This window comes from Flavobacterium sp. MEB061, assembly GCF_000834715.1.
Taxonomy (GTDB): domain Bacteria; phylum Bacteroidota; class Bacteroidia; order Flavobacteriales; family Flavobacteriaceae; genus Flavobacterium; species Flavobacterium pectinovorum.
The window spans coordinates 316,507-335,392 of record NZ_JXQR01000040.1 but is presented as its reverse complement, the minus strand read 5'-3'; the positions used below and the strand labels follow the sequence as shown (position 1 = coordinate 335,392).

The following is an 18,886-nucleotide window of genomic DNA, read 5'->3' as shown; positions in this document are numbered from 1 at the left end:
TAAAATTATATTGTGATGGAAATTATTTTCCAGCTTCTGCTTTGGCATCATTTACCATCTTGTCGTTTGCAGTAATTGAAAACTCAACACGACGGTTTTGAGATCTTCCTTCCGGAGTATCATTTGTTGCAATAGGATCTGCAATTCCTAAACCTGAAGTTTTGAAACGGCTTGATTTTAAACCTTTTGAAACCAAATAAGCCTGTACAGACGCAGCTCTTTGTCCAGAAAGTGTCAGGTTATATTCTGGTTTACCTGTATTATCAGTATAACCAAAAATTTGAATATCAGTATCTCCGTAATCATTAAATACAGGAACTAATTTATCTAAATTTGCTTTTGCCTGAGTAGTCAAAGTAGATTTATTTGTATCAAAACGTACAGCATTTTCATTAAGAGTTAAGTGAATTCCTTCTCCTACTCTTTCTACATCTGCACCTGGTAAAGCCTGATCAATTTCACGGGCTTGTTTGTCCATTTTGTTTCCAATAAGAGCTCCAGTTCCACCACCAACGGCAGCACCAATTGCAGCACCTAAAGCAGCGTTACCGCCTTTTCCTAAATTATTTCCTAAAATACCACCAATAAGTCCACCGGCTACTACACCAATTCCTGCACCTTTTTGGGTATTATTTGCATTTTTAACTGAATCGCAACTTGCAAAAAAACTAACTAACACAAGTAAACTACTCAATCCTAAAACTGTTATCTTTTTCATCTTTTATTCTTTTTAATATTAATTAGCTCTTTGAAATTGGTAAGTTACATCTTTAGTTTGTCCACCAACGTTAATGTTGTCTATTAACTGAAAAGAGTTGTCAGTTAATCCTGCTACTTTTAGCAAATATCCTGATTTTACATTTTTTGCTTTTAATCCCGGATCTACAATTTTAAGAACAAAAAGTCCCTGATTGTTAATACTCCATACAATTGGAGATGTAAATGCAGTACAACTTGGAGCATTTAATGTCATCGTACCTTTATTATTATTTGAAATAAAATTCCAGGTACTACCAATGAAACATTTAGAATCTGCAAGATCAAAAGAATTTACCTTGATATAATCAGAACCTGGGTAAGAAACATTGGTAAGAACCCAATTTCCTTTAAGCGCTACCTGAGAGGGTCTGTCAAGTTTAGTCGAAAGCGTAGTTGCCTCATTTGAAGCAGTTGACGAAGATGATTTACACGCAAAAAACATCGTGGCGATCATGCAAATGAAAATGATTTTCTTCATTTTGTACATATTTTTTAAGTTAATACTTACACATTTAACAATTATTGTACCACAAAGATACAATTCATTGAAATAAGTTGGGTTTTAAAATCTAATTATTTTCTTTCAAAATTAACACTTACGCCATTTTGTCACCTTAAAAACAATTGGTATTCTATTTGAAGAAATGAAAATCATCACGTTAAACTAAATTTATAAAATATGACAACAGGTAAAATTAATGTTTCAGTAGAAAACATCTTTCCCTTAATCAAAAAGTTCTTATACAGCGATCACGAGATTTTCTTACGTGAATTGGTTTCAAATGGAACCGATGCTACTTTAAAATTAAAACACCTAATTAGCATTGGTGAAGCTAAAGTAGAATACGGAAATCCTATTATTGAAATCAAAGTTGATAAAGAAGGTAAAAAGATCCACATTATCGACCAGGGTTTGGGTATGACTGCTGATGAAGTAGAAAAATACATCAATCAGGTTGCTTTTTCAGGAGCCGAAGAGTTCCTTGATAAATACAAAGATTCTGCTAAAGATTCTGGAATTATCGGACACTTTGGTCTTGGTTTCTATTCTGCTTTTATGGTTGCTGAAAAAGTAGAAATTATTACAAAATCATACAAAGACGAGCCGGCTGCACATTGGACATGCGACGGAAGTCCTGAATTTACTTTAGAGCCAGCTGACAAAACTTCACGCGGAACTGAAATCATATTACATGTTGCCGAAGATTCTTTAGAATTTTTAGAAGATTCTAAAATCAGCGGTTTATTAAATAAGTACAATAAATTTATGCCTATTCCGATTAAATTCGGAACAAGAACAGAAACACTTCCTAAACCGGAAGATGCTCCTGAGGATTATGTAAACGAAACTGTTGAAACAGATAATATCATCAATAATCCAAACCCGGCATGGACAAAACAGCCAACTGAATTATCTGACGAAGATTATAAAAACTTCTACAGAGAGTTGTATCCAATGCAATTTGAAGATCCGTTATTCAACATTCACCTAAATGTAGATTACCCGTTTAACTTAACCGGAATTTTGTATTTCCCTAAGTTAGGTTCTGACATGCAAATTCAGAAAGATAAAATTCAATTGTACCAAAACCAGGTTTACGTTACAGATAATGTAGAAGGAATTGTACCTGAATTTTTGACAATGCTAAAAGGGGTTATCGATTCTCCGGATATTCCTTTGAACGTTTCTCGTTCTGGCTTACAAGCGGATGGTGCGGTTAAGAAAATCTCAAACTACATTACACGTAAAGTTGCTGACAAATTAAAAGCATTATTCAACGAAAACCGTGCTGATTTTGAAGCGAAATGGAACGATATTAAAATCGTTTTAGAATACGGAATGCTTTCTGAAGATAAATTCTACGAAAAAGCGGGTGCATTTGTTTTATACCCAACTGTAGATGATACTTACTTTACTCTTGAAGAATTAAAAGAGAAATTAAAAGAAAACCAAACCGACAAAGACGGAAAACTGGTAGTTCTTTATGCAGGAAATAAAGATGCTCAGCACTCTTATATTCAAACTGCAAAAGATAAAGGATATGAAGTATTACTTTTAGATTCTCCGATTATCTCACACTTAATTCAAAAAATTGAAGGTGATAATAAAGATGTAACTTTTGTACGTGTTGACTCTGATCATATTGATAATTTGATCAAAAAAGACGAAAACACAATTTCTAAGTTATCTGACGAAGAAAAAGAAACGCTAAAAACTTCATTAGAAGCTTATATTCCAAAAGCATATTCTGTACAGTTAGAAGCTATGGACAGCCAGGCAGCTCCGTTTATTATTACGCAACCTGAATTTATGCGTAGAATGAAAGAAATGAGCCAATCTGGCGGCGGCGGAATGTTCGGAATGGGTAATATGCCTGAAATGTATAATTTAGTAGTAAATACTAATTCTGATTTGGCCACAAGTATTTTAAATACTGAAGACAAAACACATCAGGAACATTTGGTAAAACAAGCTTTAGATTTGGCTAAATTATCTCAAAATTTACTAAAAGGAGAAGCTTTAACAGCTTTCGTAAAAAGAAGTTTTGAAATGATCAAATAAGATTTTTTAAATCTACTTTAAATACAAAACCTGCAAGTAATATACTTGCAGGTTTTTTTATTTATAAAAAACTTACAATCAATTATTTAACAATAATTCACCTCTAAAAAAAGGGTGTTTATACTCTATTTTTTAAATAACTATTTCTCTAATTTTATTTCTTCAAAAAAATCACAAGTTACTGATTATCAATATTTAAATAAAAATATTATGGATAAGAGAAAATTTACTGAAAATGGAGAAGTCTTAGCAATATTAAGAGATTTGAGAAAGGAAATAAATGGTAAAAAATTTTCGGATATTATTGATCTCAATAACAACCAATATGTTGATCTGGTTCAGGAAGGAGGTGGCGTATTAGGAATTGCTTTAGTTGGCTATGTTTATGTTTTAGAACAAATGGGTATTCGGTTTTTAAGTTTGGCCGGAACTTCTGCCGGAAGTATTAACACCATGCTTATGGCCGCTGCCGGAACTTGCGATATCGAAAAATCAGAATGGATATTAGACTGTTTATGCAATAAAAACTTAAATGATTTTGTAGATGGAGATCACGATGCACGCGAATTTATCGATGCTTTACTAAGTGATTCGGGAAACTTAAAATTAATAATGAAAGGATGTCAGGTAGTGGATAATTTTAAAGATGATCTTGGATTGAATCCCGGCAATAATTTCTATCAATGGATTTCGAATCTTCTTTCACAAAAAGGAATAAAAAATTATGCCGATTTAAAGGCTTTACGTTTGAAAGGTGTTTCAGATCAAAATAAATTGTATTTAATAAATAAGGTTCAACAAGGCGACAGAGAAGAATACACCAGAGCGGATCATTGGAGTAATATGGCAATAATTACTGCTGATATTACTACCGAAAGTAAAATTGTGTTCCCTAAAATGATTGATTTGTTTTACTCAAATCCTGATGTTCAAAACCCAGCCGATTTTGTGAGAGCCTCCATGTCAATACCTCTGTTTTTTAGTCCGTTTAGAATTAAAAACATTCCAACAGGTGTTGAATCCTGGGAAAAATGGAATGAAGCCACAGGGTTACGAACTTCTGTACCATCTGAAGTTATTTTTATGGATGGCGGTATCATTTCAAATTTTCCGATTGATATTTTTCATGAAAATTTAACTGTGCCGGCCTCACCTACTTTTGGCGTAAAACTGGGTTATGACAAAAATGAAGTTAATAAAAATGAAAAAATAACCAATATAATTAGTTCCATGTTTGACACAGCAAGATATGGTTACGATTCAGAATTTTTAATAAAAAATCCCGATTTTCGAAACCTGATAGGATACATTGATACGGGCGGTCATAATTGGCTTAATTTCAATATGACTGAAGATGCTAAAATTGATCTCTTCATTCGAGGTGCCCAAAAAGCCTCAGAATTCTTAACCAAATTTGACTGGGAGAAATATAAAGATATACGAAAAGCAAAGAGCAAATACTATAGAACTGTTTAATTTTCAACCAGTATAGCAAAATTTGGTTGAAAATGATTTGCAATTTTCCTGAAACCTGAAGTTTTCATAAACTTAAAACAAATCCAATGTCAAACAAAATAGGAATTTATATTACAGGTCTCGGTCAATCTATTGACAACGAAACAGTCGAAAAATATGTGGAAAGACTTAAAAATGAATTAAGTTTTAAAACAGATGGCACGTTTTATTATCTTAAAATCGAAAAAAAAATCTATCCCATAGATAAAGAATGTACAGTCGTTAATCTTTACAGAAAAAGCAGAAAGGATAAAGACAACAAAAACATTGAAGGAGAACTAATTTATAAAATGTATGATTTTCAATACCATCAAATTCTAACTAATAGATTTGAACGTCATAATATCATTATAAAAAATCTACTCTTATTTACGTTAATTCTAAAAAAATTCCCTCAGATTACGTTACGATTATTCAATGGAGATGGCTTTAGCAGACCATATCAAACCTTGTATGCTTTTCTAATGTTATTTACAATCTCATTATGTATCCTTTTTTTAGTCCCGGCATGCATTGAAATAATCTTAAACAGCACAAATAATGATACCTTAATAGAAAAAACTAATGCTGCTCTTCGCTTCTTTAATATAAAAACAATTTGTGTTACTAATAGCCATAAAACCTTGAGTGCTATTGGAAAGACGATACTTTCAATAACTACATTAGTACTTTTGTTTGCACCAAAATCTAAAACAATACTAACTTCACTTGCCACCGAATTTTCCTGTGTCGACAGTTATATTACAAATGGAGATCAAAGTCAGATATTATTAGGGAATCTGGATCAGTTAATTGAATACATTGCAGAGAACGAACCTGATCCTGAAATTCATTTTCACACCTATAGTTTTGGATGCATACTTGCCATTGATGCCCTTTTTCCTATTGCAGAAATTCCTCCATCTGATAATATTCAAAAATTAACGAAACTTCTTATCACCATCGGAAATCCATTCGAATTTATTAATGCTTACTACCCAATATTTTACGAAAGAAGATGCAGTGTAATGAAAGATAAACTAAATTGGATAAATGTTTATTCTATTTTGGACGTTTTCTCAACCAATTTTAGAAGGGATGACAAACGCGGTGAAGCTGAATTTGGTATAAAAGATATCGCACTCACTCCGGAAAACATCAATTATGAAATCACATCAGATCGTTCCGGTTTAGTGACCTTTTTTTCATTAAATAGTATTAAAATGCATAAATGTTATTGGGATTACAGCACAATAGGACAAAGCTGTATGAAAGTAATATTACCTAGTTTGTTAGAAAAAAAATCAATTCCTTTATAAAATATTTTCACATAAATCTCTATATACTATCCTGTAAATAAGCCAACAGGATTTTTTTTGCTAATTCTTTTTTTTCTTATTTTTGATAGCCCTTATTTCTAACTTAAACCAAAATCACTATGAGGAAAATTATTCTTTTAACCCTAACTATTTGTACAACAGCACTGATTTATGTTTCCTGCTCCAGCAGTGATGATATTGTTAATAAAACAGATCCATCTGCCGTTGGCGCTTCTGTTGCAATTGACGCAGCAAACGAAATGGATGTTAAAACGGGTTTATCAGTAACTGCTTCTGCCGAAACTGCAAAAACAACTGAAACCGGACCAATAACCTGCGCTTCAATTACAGTAGCAATGCCAAACGGAACAGCCTATCCAAAAGTATTTACAGTAGATTACGGCACAGGCTGTACTATCAATCAGCTTGAAAGAAAGGGAAAACTAAAAATTACTCTTACTGGCCCGATTATTACGACTGGAAGCAAAATGACAATCGAAAGAATCAATTACTCTATTGCAGGTTTAAAACTTGAAGGAACAATTGAGTATACCAACACAACAACTATTGCCACAGTACCACAATGGACAAGAAAAGTAACTAACGGAAAATTTACGGATTTACAAGGAAGAGTTTTTTTAAATTCAGGAACGTTTACCACAAAACAAACAGCAGGTGTTGATACTCCATACGTATTAGAAGATAATATTTATGAAATACCTGATGGAACCCACACAGTAACCACCGAAAAAGGAGGAACTTTGACATTGACCGTTAAAGAAACATTAGTTAAAAAATACTCCTGCGAGTTTATTTCAAAAGGAGAATTGCAAGTTGTGGGAGGTTATTTGAATGGAATTGTAGATTACGGAAACAACGAATGTGACAATAAATACACTTACTATCACGAGAATGGAACTGCCTATAATTTATCTATGTAACAGATTCATTTTTAAAAAAATAAACAAATCCCAATTTAGAAATAGATTGGGATTTTATTTTTATTAAAAATTAAACAGCTACATCTTCACATTCAAACTATTTTCTTTATTTTGCAGCAAAATCTAAAAACCAATGAAAAAATCAATTATTGCCTTTGCTGCGATTGCACTTTTAGCATCATGCAGCAAAAAAGAATCTACTGACGGTTTACACTTAACAGGAAATATTAAAGGATTAAAAAACGGAACTTTATATATCCAAAGAGTTGTTGATACTTCACTTATTGCAATTGACTCTATTAAAATAGACGGAAACTCGTCTTTTGAAAGTAATATTAAATTAGAATCACCAGAAGTACTATATTTATTCCTTGATCGCGGAGTAACCAATTCATTAGACAATAATATTTTATTCTTTGCTGAACCAGGCGATATGAATATTGACACTAACCTTGACAATTTCATTTACGGAGCTAAAATTACCGGATCTAAAAATCAGGAATTATACGAAGAATACAAAAAAATCAATTCACGCTTTAATGACGAAAACCTTTCTTTGGTTGAATCAAAATTTAATGCAATAAAAAGACAAGACCAGAAAGCAGTTGATAGCATAGATACAAAACAACAGTCGAATATCAAAAGAAGATATCTGTACGCCACAAACTTTGCAATAAACCATAAAGATCACGAAATAGCACCTTATATTGCTTTGGCAGAAATTTATGACATCAATGTAAAGTTTCTTGATACTATTCAAAAATCAATGACTCCAAAAGTTGCACAGTCACTTTACGGTAAAAAATTAACCAAGTTTGTTGCTGAAATAAAAAAAGAAGAACAAAAATAATTTTGCACAACGTTAAAAATCAGTAATTTAACTAAAAAACAGCTGTTTTATTTATACCTTTTCATCCTGTTCTTATTAATAGAACAGGATTTTTTTATTGCCTTTTTTTAATATTTTAATATAAAAATCATAAATACCTGATAATTAAATAATTATATGTTAAAAAGTAAAAATTAATAATTATTTTATTTTTATTTTGTAGTAACTTAGCTTCATAAAACAATAAATTATGAAGAATCCACTTATTATTATCAGTTATGGAAAATATGATTTTATTAATTCATTAGCTATTGAAAAACTAGAATCCTATCATCCACAATCTAATTTAGAATTAGAAAAAGTTCCTATACAGGATCCGTACTCAAAAAACGGACAAGAATTACGTTTAAATTTTATTCGGCAGCACTTAAAATCAAATGTTGATTATTTGTCTGGAGAAAAAACATTTAACGACAATCAAAGCTTAAAAGGCAATATTGAGAATTATATCGGCATGAGCCAGATTCCTACAGGAATTATTGGTCCATTATTAATAAATGGAAGTTCTGCTCAAGGCCCGTTTTATGTTCCTCTTGCCACTACCGAAGGAGCTTTAATTGCATCCTATAACAGAGGCGCAAAAGCTTGCAGAGAATCTGGAACAATTACTGCAATTACATTACAGGAAGGTGTACAAAGAACACCGACATTCAAATTTAAAAATTTAATTGATCTGGCAAAATTTGTTGCCTGGGTATCAGAAAACAAAGAAATATTCTCTATTTTAACCCGCGAAACCAGTAATTATGCAGTCCTTAACGATTTGGGGATAAGCATAGAAGGAAATATTTTAATTCTCAAATTTGAATATACTTCAGGAGATGCATCAGGTCAAAATATGGTTACTATTTGTACAGATAAAATTTGCAAGTATATTCTAAGTAATTGCCCAATTGAACCTGTTTATTGGACCATTGAAGGAAATACATCGGGAGATAAAAAAGTAACTCCATTAACCACAAAAGTTCGAGGAAAAAAAGTCACTGCCGAAATCACATTAAAAAGAGATGTCATTGAATCTGTACTTAAGACAACTGCAGAACTATTATGCCAACAATGGAAAATAAGCTCATCTGGGTGTTTAAAAGTTGGCGCAAGTGGTATTGCAACACAGACTGCTAATGCACTTGCTGCTTTATTTATAGCATGCGGACAAGATGTTGCCTGTACCGGCGAGGCTGCTACTGCAATTACAAGAATGGAGATCGATGAAAATAACGATTTGTACTGTGCAATTACCATGTCTAACATAATTGTAGGTACTGTTGGCGGTGGAACTTCGTTTCCGACACAAAAAGAATGTCTTGAATTAATGGATTGCTATGGTCCCGGAAAAAGCGGGAAACTTGCCGAAATAGCAGTTGCTGTATGCTTGGCAGGTGAAATTTCAATTTTATCAGCAATGTCATCGGGGCATTTTACATCTGCGCATCAAACACTTGGAAGATAGAAACAGGTGTAGATTTAAGTAACAAACTACCTTAAAATCCTTTTACAACTTTTATCACAAGCTTGCAATACAAATATAAAAGCAGCACAATTAAACAAACAAACCAAAAAGCAGCAAACACAAGTGCAAAATAGTTTACCAGCCCGGGTAGTGCAACAATTTCTGTAGATGATGTCAGGGTTTCTATTAAAGGTCCTTGCAACATTAAAATAAGTGCAGTAAAAATCATTATTCCGAAACCTGTAAAACCAACAATAGCAAGAATATTACGCTTTTTAGGCAATACTTTTACATATTCATTTACAGAGTTATCAATCTTAAATTCACTTTTCTCAAAAACCGAAACATTCCCCATTTGTTTATCCTTTGCGTAAAAAAGCACAAATGTAGGAATTTTATTTCAAATATAGTTTATCGAAAACTTCAAAAAATAAAAATCCCCTTGTAGTATTTAAACAAAAAAACCATCACTTTTCAGTGATGGTTTTATGTTGAGCCGGCGGAGGGACTCGAACCCACGACCTGCTGATTACAAATCAGCTGCTCTAGCCAACTGAGCTACGCTGGCGACTCATTACGGGTGCAAAGATAAGCCTGTTTTTCGTTTTTCCAAATAAAAAATCAAACTTTTTATACTTTTTTTTGCTTACAATTCGTTGATTTTAGCAATCAATTGATTAGCAGTTTCTTCCAATTCAACATTTATTTGTTTGAAGTGTGCTTTTTTGTTTTCAACGTTCTTTGCATTCACTTTTGTGATCAAAGTATCAAAAGCAGCGATTGCCTGGTCGATCAAAGCATTCGTTTCCGGAGTAGGATTTCCTGTTGTAGACATTTCAAATAAATAAATTGCCTCAATAATATCTCCTAATACGAAATTGATGTCTTTCTTTAAATTCTTAACGTTTGCCATTTTTATTTTAATTTTAATTTGCGACTGCAAAAGTACATATAATCTTTTTATTACGTGCTATGAAATGTAAATTTCTAAAATTGAAGCATTTCCATTCAAAATAAATGCATTAATCTCAGCAGGAACCAAAATAGTGTCTCCTTTTATATAAGTTTGTTTAAAACCATTGTATTCAATTTCAAAACTTCCTTCAATACACATATAAACAGTAAAACTTGCTCCTGATTTAGAAACTTCCAATTTATTTTCTAAAGGAAGAAAATTGGTGGTGAAATAAGGACAATCAACTACAACATTTGATGTATTTGTTTTTGTCTCGTATTTTTTCTGTGTATCTACTTTATCATAATTAATAGCATCAAGCGCCAAATCTACGTGAAGTTCTCTTGTGTTTCCCTGTGCATCTTTACGGTCAAAATCGTACAAACGATACGTAATATCAGATGTTTGCTGAATTTCGGCTACAACCAAACCTGCACCAATCGCGTGAACGGTCCCTGTTTCTAAAAAGAAAACATCTCCCGGCTTTGCTTTTACAGTATCTAAAATAGAAACTAACGTTTTATCATTTAAGTGTTTTAAATATTCCTCTTTACTGGAATTTTCTTTAAAACCAACAATAATTCTTGCATCGGCATCAGCTTGCGTTACATACCACATTTCTGTTTTACCAAAAGAATTATGACGCTCTTTTGCCAATTTATCGTTTGGATGAACTTGTATCGAAAGATCTTCTCTTGCATCTAAATATTTAAAAAGCAACGGAAATTGTTTTCCAAAACGTTTGTAAACTTCTGTTCCCAGAATTTCATTTGGTGATTCGTCAATAAGTTCCATTAACGATTTCCCTTTCAACTCACCATTCGCCACAACACTCACGTCTCCTTCTACAGTTGATAATTCCCAGCTTTCGCCAGTTATTTTAGAAGTAATTGGTTTGTTAAGAATAGTTTTTAGTTTTTCTCCTCCCCAGATTCTTTCTTTTAAAATTGGTTCAAATTGTAAAGGGTACATTTTTGGTTCCATAAGTTTTCTTTTTTGGCAAATATTTTAATTAATTATTGTTGTGTTCTAATTGTAATTTATAATACTAATTCTTTAATGGTCTCTAATGCTTTCGGAATGTGTTTTGCTGCATTCATATTATCAAAAATATAAATTACAACCCCATTTCTGTCAATAATATAAGTAACTCTTCCCGGCAACAAACCAAATAAATTATTCTTTACTCCAAAAAGCTGTCTTAATCTTTTATCCTGATCAGACAACAAAATGAATGGCAATTCATGTTTTTTGGCAAATTTGTGATGTGATTTTACACTATCACTGCTTATCCCGATTACTTCGGCACCTAAATCTTTAAAATCTTCGTATTGATCTCTAAAGCTGCAAGCCTCAGTAGTACAACCCGGCGTATTATCTTTTGGGTAAAAATAAATCACAAGTGGCTTTCTTCCTAAAACATTTCGGCTTTCAAAAAGTTCACCATGACTATCTTTTGCAGTAAAATTCGGAACTATATCTCCTATTTTTAATGACATTTATTATTCTCCTTTATAAGTTACAAAATTGCGGTCCGTTTCATTCAAAACGATTTCTAAGTCAAAATCAGGCTGAATTCTTTTTCTAATTTTATTCCATATCACAACCGCTATATTTTCTGCTGTTGGATTCAAATCCTGAAATTCCGGAACATCCAGATTCAGGTTCTTGTGATCAAACGGAATTTCTACCTCTTCTAGTATAATATCCGCTAATACTTTCACATCTAAAACAAAACCAGTTTCCGGGTCAATTTTTCCTGTAACACTTACTGTTAAACCATAATTATGACCATGAAAATTGGCATTATTGCATTTTCCAAAAACAGCATCGTTTTTTTCAAATGTCCAATCTTTTCTGTGCAATCGATGTGCAGCATTAAAATGTGCTTTTCTTGATATGGTTACTCTCATTTAGGTTTGGTTGGTATAATTAAATTTTATGGTCTTCTAAATAATGATAAAATTCATCAAAAATTATTTTAAACCATACAGTGTAAATTTCAGGCTTTTGTTCAATATCTGCTTTAATATCTTCAATTTTCATCCATTTCCAATCTTCGACTTCCTCTAAATTGATGGCAGGATCGTCATTATAATAGCCTATCATAACATGATCAAGTTCGTGTTCAGTCAAACCATTATCAAAAGGTGCTTTATAAATAAAATGAAAAAGTTCTTTCAATTCTGCTTTAAAACCCATTTCCTCAAACAATCTTCTGCTTCCGGCTTCTATATTTGTTTCGCCTTCACGTTGATGACTGCAACATGTATTCGTCCAGAGTAAAGGAGAATGGTATTTTTGATGCGCACGCTGCTGCAACATGATTTCATTTTTACTATTTAAAATAAAAACCGAAAATGCACGGTGTAAAAGTGCTTTTTCATGCGCTTCTAATTTTGGCATTAAGCCAATTTGTTCATCGTTTTGATTGACTAATATTACGTTTTCTTCTATCATATCGCGTTTTGTACAAACAAAAATACGAAAAAAGAAATGGCTTGAAAATCCTAAAAAAGATTGTGAAAAGTTTAACGAGCTACTATTCTTTACAAGCATTTCATATTCAAAACTTTATAAATCTATTTTAATTTTAAAACACCTTAAAAATAAGTCTAAAAAACTAAACCGATTGCTTTTACGTAAATAAAAAAAAGTTAAAACATACTTAAAAAAAACTCAATTGTAAATTAGCCGACATTTCGAAGCCAACTCTCGTCGTATCTTTGATTTACAATTAAAAGCCTCATAAAACATGAAAACAAGAACTCAATTTTTCAGTCTTTGCTTTTTGCTTCCGCTATTTATTTTTCAGGCATGCGGGCAATCATCAAAAAAACAAAATACAAAAACTGTTGTTATGGAAAATAAAATCGATAAACCCGGAAATCCTTATTATTCAAATACAGATACCACAAAACTAAACGTAAGTGATGCCGAATGGAAAAAAGTACTTCCGGAAGATGTTTATGCCGTTATGCGCCAAGCAGATACAGAAAGACCTTTTACAGGAAAATACTGGAATACCGATGAAAAAGGAACTTATTACTGCGCTTCTTGCGGAAACAAACTTTTTAGATCGGGAGCCAAATTTTCAAGCAGCTGCGGATGGCCGAGCTTTTTTGAACAAGACAACAAAAAAAGTGTCGTATATAAAAATGATAATTCACTCGGAATGGAAAGAATCGAAGCACTTTGCGGACGTTGCGGAGGACATTTAGGTCATTTATTTGATGATGGTCCTGCACCAACCGGAAAACGTTATTGCATGAACTCAATCGCTCTTGATTTTATTCCTGATTCTCAAAATAAATAATACTTAAAATGAAAAATACAATTTTAATTTGCCTTTTTGCATTATCCCTTAGCGGATTTGCACAAACAAAAAAAGCTTCAAATCTTGAAACCATTACCGTTGGCGGTGGCTGTTATTGGTGTGTAGAAGCCGTTTACGAAAATTTAAACGGGGTAAAATCTGTAGTTTCGGGATTTTCTGGAGGAAAAGTAGCTAACCCAACTTATGAAGAAGTTTGCACAGGAACAACTGGTCACGCCGAAGTAGTACAAATTACGTATGACAAAAGTGTAACGGACCTCAACGAAATTTTCAAGGTTTTCTTTACCGTTCACGATCCTACAACTTTAAACAGACAAGGAGCCGATGTTGGAACACAATATCGATCTGTGATTTTTTATAAAAACGAAGAGCAAAAAAAAGCCGCTCAAAGTATTATTGCCGAGCTGAATAAAGCAAAAGTTTACGATAGTCCAATTGTGACAAAAGTAGAACCTTTTACAAAGTTTTATAAAGCCGAAGATTATCATCAAAATTATTATGCAAACAATAAAAATCAGCCGTATTGCAAAATGGTGATTCAGCCGAAAATAGAAAAATTCGAAAAAGTCTTTAAAGACAAATTAAAAAAGAGTAAAGCATAAAAGAATAGCGAAATGAATTAATTCATTTCGCTATTCTTTTTAAGTCAATTTTTGAATTTAAATTATTTCGCTGCTTTTTTAAATCTCATCATCGGCACATCGCCTTGAATTAGATTTAGTTTTCCATCCTTATCAATAGAATAACTTGTAATTTTTTTCATCTGCTGCAAAAATTGTGCTTCTCCTCCACCATCACAAAACATCATTGTAGTTGGTCCCGGCTCTCCAAAAGTCAGAGAATTTCCATTTAGAGTAAATGGCGCGCTGTAGCCATTACACCCGTTATTACCAAAAACATTTTTTTCTTTCTGATCAAAAGTAATTTGTGGTTTTTTATTCGGATACAATCCTTCAAAAGCAATTCTTGGTCCTGAAATATATTCTAATTCCCAGGTTGTATCATAAATACTGGCAGCGCTTTTGTTTTCTTTTGATGCCATACATGAAGTAATTAATAAGGTTAAAATCGAAACGATTGCGATGGTATGTTTTTTCATAATTTGTTTTTTTTGAATTAAATATTTTGTTTTTTTTTGAAGATTAAAATTAGCCTCTAACATTCATTTCTCAATATTCATGCCCAATTTTAAGTTCTAAATAGAAAAACTTTAACCATTAAGTTGACATATTTTCATCTCTAAGTTACATATTTTTCTTAAAAACAATATTAATACAAGATTTAAATTCCATTACGTAATTGTATTTTTTTTGTAATTTGCATCACATAAAAAACAAATTCATCATCAAAAAAATCAAAAAAATGAAGCGACTGCTCTTACTTTTTGCCTTCTTAATTGCAATCAATCAAGTACAATCTCAGGAAAATTTACCAACCGATTATCTTTCCAAAGAATTTCATAAAGGCAGAAGAGAGGCTTTTAGAGCTCTAATGCCTGCAAATTCTGTAGCGGTTATTTTTTCATATCCCGAAAGAGTTTTTTCAAAAGACGTTAATTACAATTATCATCAAAATCCTGATTTGTTTTATCTAACAGCTTATAAGGAACCAGATGGTGTTTTATTGCTTTTTAAAGAAAATCAGGGAAGTGGCGAAAAATACAACGAAGTTCTTTTTGTGAGAGAAAAAAATGCCAATCGCGAAATGTGGACAGGAAGACGTCTAGGAACCGATGGAGCAAAATCTAAATTAGGCTTTTTAACAGTTTATAACGGTAAAGATTTTAAGGATTTCGCTATTGATTTTAAAAAATTTGATAAAATTATTTATGATAAAATTCCAACGGATATCGGGAGGGACAAAAGCGGTTTTGATCTTGCCGGATTGTTAGACACTTTTAAAACTAAAGCAGGAATTACAAGTGAAAACGAAGTTTCATTAGAACTTTTCAGAACAATAACAAACTCACTTAGAGAAATAAAAACGCCGGAAGAAATGGTTTTAATGCGTAAAACCGTAAAACTTTCCTGCGTTGCCCACAACGAAGTTATGAAAGCTGTTGGTCCCGATATGAGCGAAAACGAAGCTGACGGAATTCATGCATACATTCACAAACACTATGGTGCTGAAGGCGAAGGTTATCCGCCAATTATAGGCGCCGGAGCAAACGGATGTATTTTACATTACGGAGAAAATAACGCCACAAAAATCGACAATCAATTGTTGTTAATGGATGTTGGTTCTGAGTATCACGGTTATTCTGCCGACGTTACAAGAACAATTCCGGCAAACGGAAAATTTACCGAAGAGCAAAAAGCCATTTATCAATTGGTTTACGACGCGCAGGAAGAGGTTTTTAAAATCTGTAAAGAAGGAACACCAATTCAGGATTTAAATAAAAAATCGAAAGAAGTTATTGCTGCCGGATTAATTAAACTGGGAATCATTACTGATCCTGCAGATGTAAAAATCTACTATCCGCATGGCTGTTCACATTTTCTTGGTTTAGATGTTCACGACAAAGGAAATTATATGGGCAGCTTAAAAGAAAACATGATCCTTACTGTTGAACCTGGAATTTATATTCCGGCAAACAGTAAATGCGATAAAAAATGGTGGAATATTGGTGTCCGTATCGAAGATGATATTCTCATCAAAAAAGATTCATATGAAAATCTATCAGCTGAATCTCCAAGAAAATGGGATGAAATTGAAAAATTGGCAGCTCAAAAAAGCACTTTCAATGAAATGAAATTCCCTAAAATATAATTTTATTTTTGCCACAGATTATAAGATTAAAATGATTTTAAAATCTGGGGCAGTTTGCCACGAATTTCACGAATCTACACTAATTAATTCGTGCTCATTAGTGAAATTCGTGGCGAAAAAATCATTTTAATCTTATAATCTGTGGCTATAAAACTAAAACCTCGTTTCATCTGAAGCGAGGTTTTTTATTCACTTTTAAGACAAGCTTTTATATCTACAGCTGATTTTTCACGTACTTTGTATTTCTAAAAATATAAAAAAATGAAAGCACTTACCTTCTCTACTTTCGGAGATTCGGATGTTTTAGAATATATAGAAATTTCAGGCCCGGAATTAAAAAGCGATGAAATTTTAGTCGAAATGAAAGCCATCGGATTAAATTTTGCCGATGTTTACAGACGAAAAGGAAATTATCATTTAAAAGGAAATCCACCTTTTATCGCCGGTTACGAAGGTGCCGGAATTGTCGTTAACGCAAACAATCATCCGGAATATAAAGTTGGCGATCGTGTGGCTTTCGCCGATGTTCCGTTTGCAAATGCAGAATTGGTTGCCGTAAATACCAATCATGTTTTGCCGTTGCCTGAAGCCATTTCGTTTGAAACTGCAGCTTCTATTTTACTACAAGGTTTGACAGCACATTATTTAGCAACCGACAGTCATAAAACAGCAAAAGGCGAAACGATTTTAATTCACGCCGTTGCGGGTGGAGTTGGTCAGATTTTAACTCAAATAAGCAAATTGTTAGGCGCCAATGTTATTGGTTTAACCTCATCTTCAGACAAAGCAAAGGTTGCTTTTGAACAAGGTGCAGATCATGTTTTTCTATATAATAACGATTGGAAAGCAGATGTTTTCAAAATAATCCCAAATGGCGTTGATGTCGTTTACGATAGTATCGGAAGCACATTAATGGACAGTTTTGAGATCACAAAAGAATGCGGGCAAGTTGTTTTCTTCGGAATGGCGGGCGGTGATCCGGCACCTGTAGATCCGAGAATGTTAATGGATGGTTCTAAAACTTTGACCGGAGGTGATTTATGGAGCTATCTAAATTCAAAAGAAGAAAGAATCAAAAGAGCCAATCAATTATTTCAATGGATTATAGAAGGAAAAATAACCCTTTCAACACCAACATCTTTCAAATTATCAGAAGGAAAATTGGCGCATGATTATCTTGAAAGCAGAAAAAGTACAGGAAAAATAATTTTGATTCCGTAAATTAAAGATTTATATAAAGTTTTTCGCCACAAATTCACGAATTAGTTTTGAAATAATTCGTGAATTCGTGGCGATTATTTTTTTTTAAGCCTTATTCTACAACTGATTAACCTCAATTTTCGTCAACTCAGACAATGCTAAAATTCTGCCTACATCACTTTTATTTGCCACAAAAAACAAATAATTATCGCCATGTGTATCATAAGTCATTAGTTCCAAATCTAATTTCTCTAATGCTGATTGAATGTACGGAAACAAATTATGACTATAGGTTTCTTCCGGATAATCAAAATTAAGATCCTGGCCAATCATTTCTGAAATGAAATACTCAGCATCTTCCGGATCAAATTTCCAATCGCTGTTCCAGCAATCTACACTATCAAAAAGCCCCCAGTGTGCTTCAATCGATTCGTGATAATTATCCGGTCCTTTTTTAAAATTCTTTAAAAGCTTTTTCGATTGTTTTTTAACCAGTTTGTCTTCTGCATTTCCTCTTGAAACAAGATTAATAAATTCTTCAAAAGTTTCTGCCGTAACCTCTTCATCAACTAATAAATTTTCTTGAGAAGGAAGTTCTACACCTTCCGGAATTTCAATATTTACATATTGGCAAATTCCCTGTAAAATTGTCTTAAACTCATTAAAACCTATTTCTTGAATGTCGTTTTTAGGTGTATTTATATCAATAAATTCAGCTTCCAGAATCCCTTTTATATAATCAAAAAAATGACCAAACTTGTACATAATCCTGAAATCATTAGTTTCCAAACTATTTGTACAGCAAAAAAAGATGTAAAAATTATGAAAAATATATTTCATTTCTTTTTTGATACGCTCCGGTGGTTTGGTATAAAACTGAATATGCAAATAATCAAATTCTAATTCCTGCTCAATCTTATCTGGAGTAATTGGATCGATATTTATTTTTTTGTAAAGCTCATTTAAAACTTCATACGAGTTCTTAAACCCATTTTTTTCAAGTTCTTTTTGAGTTTCTTCATAACCATCAAAGGAGGTTGGAAAAGTAAACAAATTGACAGAAACTGCGTTGTGTACATTTTTCATTTCAAACTCAAATTGACTTTCGACATAGTATAAATGCGAATAAAGTGCATCCATAACATCAAAAGAAACAATTGATTTTGGATCATTGTTTCTACCAAACAAATTAGAAAAGAAATTTTTCATA

The 18,886-nt window shown here is 32.5% G+C and carries 20 protein-coding genes and 1 tRNA gene; 10 read left to right on the top strand and 11 right to left on the bottom strand.

The genetic code is table 11. The features are described 5' to 3' along the window. Nucleotides 1–22 precede the first annotated feature (22 nt). Both RT99_RS17295 and RT99_RS17290 read right to left on the bottom strand, forming a co-directional pair. Nucleotides 23–718 carry an OmpA family protein gene (locus RT99_RS17295; RefSeq protein ID WP_042565972.1) on the bottom strand — a complete coding sequence of 232 codons (696 nt, stop codon included), beginning with the start codon at nt 716–718 and terminating at the stop codon, nt 23–25. An 18-nt stretch (nt 719–736) separates the two neighbouring features. Next, nucleotides 737–1,237 (bottom strand): lipocalin family protein, encoded by a 501-nt coding sequence (locus tag RT99_RS17290; protein ID WP_042566057.1) that lies wholly within the window; start codon nt 1,235–1,237, stop codon nt 737–739. 201 nt (nt 1,238–1,438) lie between these two features. On the opposite strand from RT99_RS17290, the gene htpG reads away from it, so the two are divergent. The 6 genes from htpG to RT99_RS17260 all read left to right on the top strand — a co-directional run bounded on the left by htpG (nt 1,439) and on the right by RT99_RS17260 (nt 9,415). Beyond that, complete coding sequence (gene htpG / locus RT99_RS17285) at nt 1,439–3,322, top strand: molecular chaperone HtpG (protein ID WP_042565971.1); 1,884 nt, start codon at nt 1,439–1,441, stop codon at nt 3,320–3,322. A 210-nt stretch (nt 3,323–3,532) separates the two neighbouring features. Then, complete coding sequence (locus RT99_RS17280) at nt 3,533–4,798, top strand: patatin-like phospholipase family protein (RefSeq protein ID WP_042565970.1); 1,266 nt, start codon at nt 3,533–3,535, stop codon at nt 4,796–4,798. Between the two features lie 86 nt (nt 4,799–4,884). After that, nucleotides 4,885–6,135, top strand: coding sequence for a hypothetical protein (locus RT99_RS17275; protein WP_042565969.1), 1,251 nt, complete (start codon nt 4,885–4,887; stop codon nt 6,133–6,135). Between the two features lie 119 nt (nt 6,136–6,254). Beyond that, nucleotides 6,255–7,076 carry a hypothetical protein gene (locus RT99_RS17270; protein ID WP_042565968.1) on the top strand — a complete coding sequence of 274 codons (822 nt, stop codon included), beginning with the start codon at nt 6,255–6,257 and terminating at the stop codon, nt 7,074–7,076. A 133-nt stretch (nt 7,077–7,209) separates the two neighbouring features. Further along, on the top strand, nt 7,210–7,926 hold the full coding sequence (locus RT99_RS17265; RefSeq protein WP_042565967.1) for a DUF4369 domain-containing protein: 717 nt from the start codon (nt 7,210–7,212) through the stop codon (nt 7,924–7,926). 229 nt (nt 7,927–8,155) lie between these two features. Continuing rightward, nucleotides 8,156–9,415: a hydroxymethylglutaryl-CoA reductase gene (locus RT99_RS17260; protein ID WP_042565966.1), complete on the top strand. Its 1,260-nt coding sequence runs from the start codon at nt 8,156–8,158 to the stop codon at nt 9,413–9,415. A gap of 31 nt (nt 9,416–9,446) precedes the next feature. Here the strand turns inward: RT99_RS17260 and RT99_RS17255 are convergent, their stop codons facing one another. From RT99_RS17255 to idi, 7 genes are all read right to left on the bottom strand, one after another. Next, a complete protein-coding gene (locus tag RT99_RS17255; protein WP_131494925.1) occupies nt 9,447–9,797 on the bottom strand; it encodes a hypothetical protein in 351 nt (116 codons plus the stop codon). Nucleotides 9,798–9,909: 112 nt separating this feature from the next. After that, nucleotides 9,910–9,983, bottom strand: a tRNA-Thr gene (locus RT99_RS17250). A gap of 78 nt (nt 9,984–10,061) precedes the next feature. Beyond that, nucleotides 10,062–10,328 (bottom strand): hypothetical protein, encoded by a 267-nt coding sequence (locus RT99_RS17245; protein ID WP_026982865.1) that lies wholly within the window; start codon nt 10,326–10,328, stop codon nt 10,062–10,064. A 57-nt stretch (nt 10,329–10,385) separates the two neighbouring features. Next, nucleotides 10,386–11,354, bottom strand: a complete 969-nt coding sequence (locus RT99_RS17240) for a type I phosphomannose isomerase catalytic subunit (RefSeq protein ID WP_042565964.1) — start codon at nt 11,352–11,354, stop codon at nt 10,386–10,388. A 56-nt stretch (nt 11,355–11,410) separates the two neighbouring features. Continuing rightward, complete coding sequence (locus tag RT99_RS17235; protein WP_042565963.1) at nt 11,411–11,869, bottom strand: peroxiredoxin; 459 nt, start codon at nt 11,867–11,869, stop codon at nt 11,411–11,413. A gap of 3 nt (nt 11,870–11,872) precedes the next feature. After that, nucleotides 11,873–12,283 (bottom strand): 6-carboxytetrahydropterin synthase, encoded by a 411-nt coding sequence (locus tag RT99_RS17230; protein ID WP_042565962.1) that lies wholly within the window; start codon nt 12,281–12,283, stop codon nt 11,873–11,875. 19 nt (nt 12,284–12,302) lie between these two features. Further along, nucleotides 12,303–12,830: an isopentenyl-diphosphate Delta-isomerase gene (idi, locus tag RT99_RS17225; protein WP_042565961.1), complete on the bottom strand. Its 528-nt coding sequence runs from the start codon at nt 12,828–12,830 to the stop codon at nt 12,303–12,305. Between the two features lie 295 nt (nt 12,831–13,125). Here idi and msrB point away from each other — a divergent pair, with 295 nt between their 5' ends. Together msrB and msrA are read left to right on the top strand one after the other, a co-directional pair. Continuing rightward, the gene (gene msrB / locus RT99_RS17220) at nt 13,126–13,686 is read left to right on the top strand and encodes a peptide-methionine (R)-S-oxide reductase MsrB (protein WP_042565960.1); all 561 of its coding nucleotides are present in this window, start codon (nt 13,126–13,128) and stop codon (nt 13,684–13,686) included. Nucleotides 13,687–13,694: 8 nt separating this feature from the next. After that, nucleotides 13,695–14,309 carry a peptide-methionine (S)-S-oxide reductase MsrA gene (gene msrA / locus RT99_RS17215; RefSeq protein WP_042565959.1) on the top strand — a complete coding sequence of 205 codons (615 nt, stop codon included), beginning with the start codon at nt 13,695–13,697 and terminating at the stop codon, nt 14,307–14,309. A 62-nt stretch (nt 14,310–14,371) separates the two neighbouring features. On the opposite strand, the gene RT99_RS17210 is transcribed toward msrA, so the two are convergent. Beyond that, entirely contained in the window at nt 14,372–14,806 is a 435-nt protein-coding gene (locus tag RT99_RS17210; protein ID WP_042566056.1) for an META domain-containing protein, read from the bottom strand. Nucleotides 14,807–15,069: 263 nt separating this feature from the next. On the opposite strand from RT99_RS17210, the gene RT99_RS17205 reads away from it, so the two are divergent. Together RT99_RS17205 and RT99_RS17200 are read left to right on the top strand one after the other, a co-directional pair. Next, on the top strand, nt 15,070–16,476 hold the full coding sequence (locus RT99_RS17205; protein ID WP_042566055.1) for an aminopeptidase P N-terminal domain-containing protein: 1,407 nt from the start codon (nt 15,070–15,072) through the stop codon (nt 16,474–16,476). 261 nt (nt 16,477–16,737) lie between these two features. Continuing rightward, nucleotides 16,738–17,697, top strand: coding sequence for a quinone oxidoreductase (locus RT99_RS17200; RefSeq protein WP_042565958.1), 960 nt, complete (start codon nt 16,738–16,740; stop codon nt 17,695–17,697). Between the two features lie 96 nt (nt 17,698–17,793). Here RT99_RS17200 and RT99_RS17195 read toward each other — a convergent pair whose 3' ends face one another. After that, entirely contained in the window at nt 17,794–18,885 is a 1,092-nt protein-coding gene (locus tag RT99_RS17195) for a hypothetical protein (RefSeq protein WP_042565957.1), read from the bottom strand. Between the last annotated feature and the right edge of the window lies 1 nt (nt 18,886).

Excerpts from the sequence above, each read along its gene's own strand:
- msrA (WP_042565959.1), top strand. The coding sequence starts at position 13,695 with ATGAAAAATACAATTTTAATTTGCCTTTTTGCATTATCCCTTAGCGGA.
- RT99_RS17270 (WP_042565968.1), top strand. The coding sequence starts at position 6,255 with ATGAGGAAAATTATTCTTTTAACCCTAACTATTTGTACAACAGCACTG.
- idi (WP_042565961.1), bottom strand. The coding sequence starts at position 12,830 with ATGATAGAAGAAAACGTAATATTAGTCAATCAAAACGATGAACAAATT.
- RT99_RS17245 (WP_026982865.1), bottom strand. The coding sequence starts at position 10,328 with ATGGCAAACGTTAAGAATTTAAAGAAAGACATCAATTTCGTATTAGGA.
- RT99_RS17205 (WP_042566055.1), top strand. The coding sequence starts at position 15,070 with ATGAAGCGACTGCTCTTACTTTTTGCCTTCTTAATTGCAATCAATCAA.
- RT99_RS17200 (WP_042565958.1), top strand. The coding sequence starts at position 16,738 with ATGAAAGCACTTACCTTCTCTACTTTCGGAGATTCGGATGTTTTAGAA.
- RT99_RS17295 (WP_042565972.1), bottom strand. The coding sequence starts at position 718 with ATGAAAAAGATAACAGTTTTAGGATTGAGTAGTTTACTTGTGTTAGTT.
- RT99_RS17290 (WP_042566057.1), bottom strand. The coding sequence starts at position 1,237 with ATGAAGAAAATCATTTTCATTTGCATGATCGCCACGATGTTTTTTGCG.
- htpG (WP_042565971.1), top strand. The coding sequence starts at position 1,439 with ATGACAACAGGTAAAATTAATGTTTCAGTAGAAAACATCTTTCCCTTA.
- RT99_RS17260 (WP_042565966.1), top strand. The coding sequence starts at position 8,156 with ATGAAGAATCCACTTATTATTATCAGTTATGGAAAATATGATTTTATT.
- RT99_RS17210 (WP_042566056.1), bottom strand. The coding sequence starts at position 14,806 with ATGAAAAAACATACCATCGCAATCGTTTCGATTTTAACCTTATTAATT.
- RT99_RS17195 (WP_042565957.1), bottom strand. The coding sequence starts at position 18,885 with ATGAAAAATTTCTTTTCTAATTTGTTTGGTAGAAACAATGATCCAAAA.
- RT99_RS17280 (WP_042565970.1), top strand. The coding sequence starts at position 3,533 with ATGGATAAGAGAAAATTTACTGAAAATGGAGAAGTCTTAGCAATATTA.
- RT99_RS17230 (WP_042565962.1), bottom strand. The coding sequence starts at position 12,283 with ATGAGAGTAACCATATCAAGAAAAGCACATTTTAATGCTGCACATCGA.
- RT99_RS17240 (WP_042565964.1), bottom strand. The coding sequence starts at position 11,354 with ATGGAACCAAAAATGTACCCTTTACAATTTGAACCAATTTTAAAAGAA.
- RT99_RS17275 (WP_042565969.1), top strand. The coding sequence starts at position 4,885 with ATGTCAAACAAAATAGGAATTTATATTACAGGTCTCGGTCAATCTATT.
- RT99_RS17235 (WP_042565963.1), bottom strand. The coding sequence starts at position 11,869 with ATGTCATTAAAAATAGGAGATATAGTTCCGAATTTTACTGCAAAAGAT.
- RT99_RS17265 (WP_042565967.1), top strand. The coding sequence starts at position 7,210 with ATGAAAAAATCAATTATTGCCTTTGCTGCGATTGCACTTTTAGCATCA.
- msrB (WP_042565960.1), top strand. The coding sequence starts at position 13,126 with ATGAAAACAAGAACTCAATTTTTCAGTCTTTGCTTTTTGCTTCCGCTA.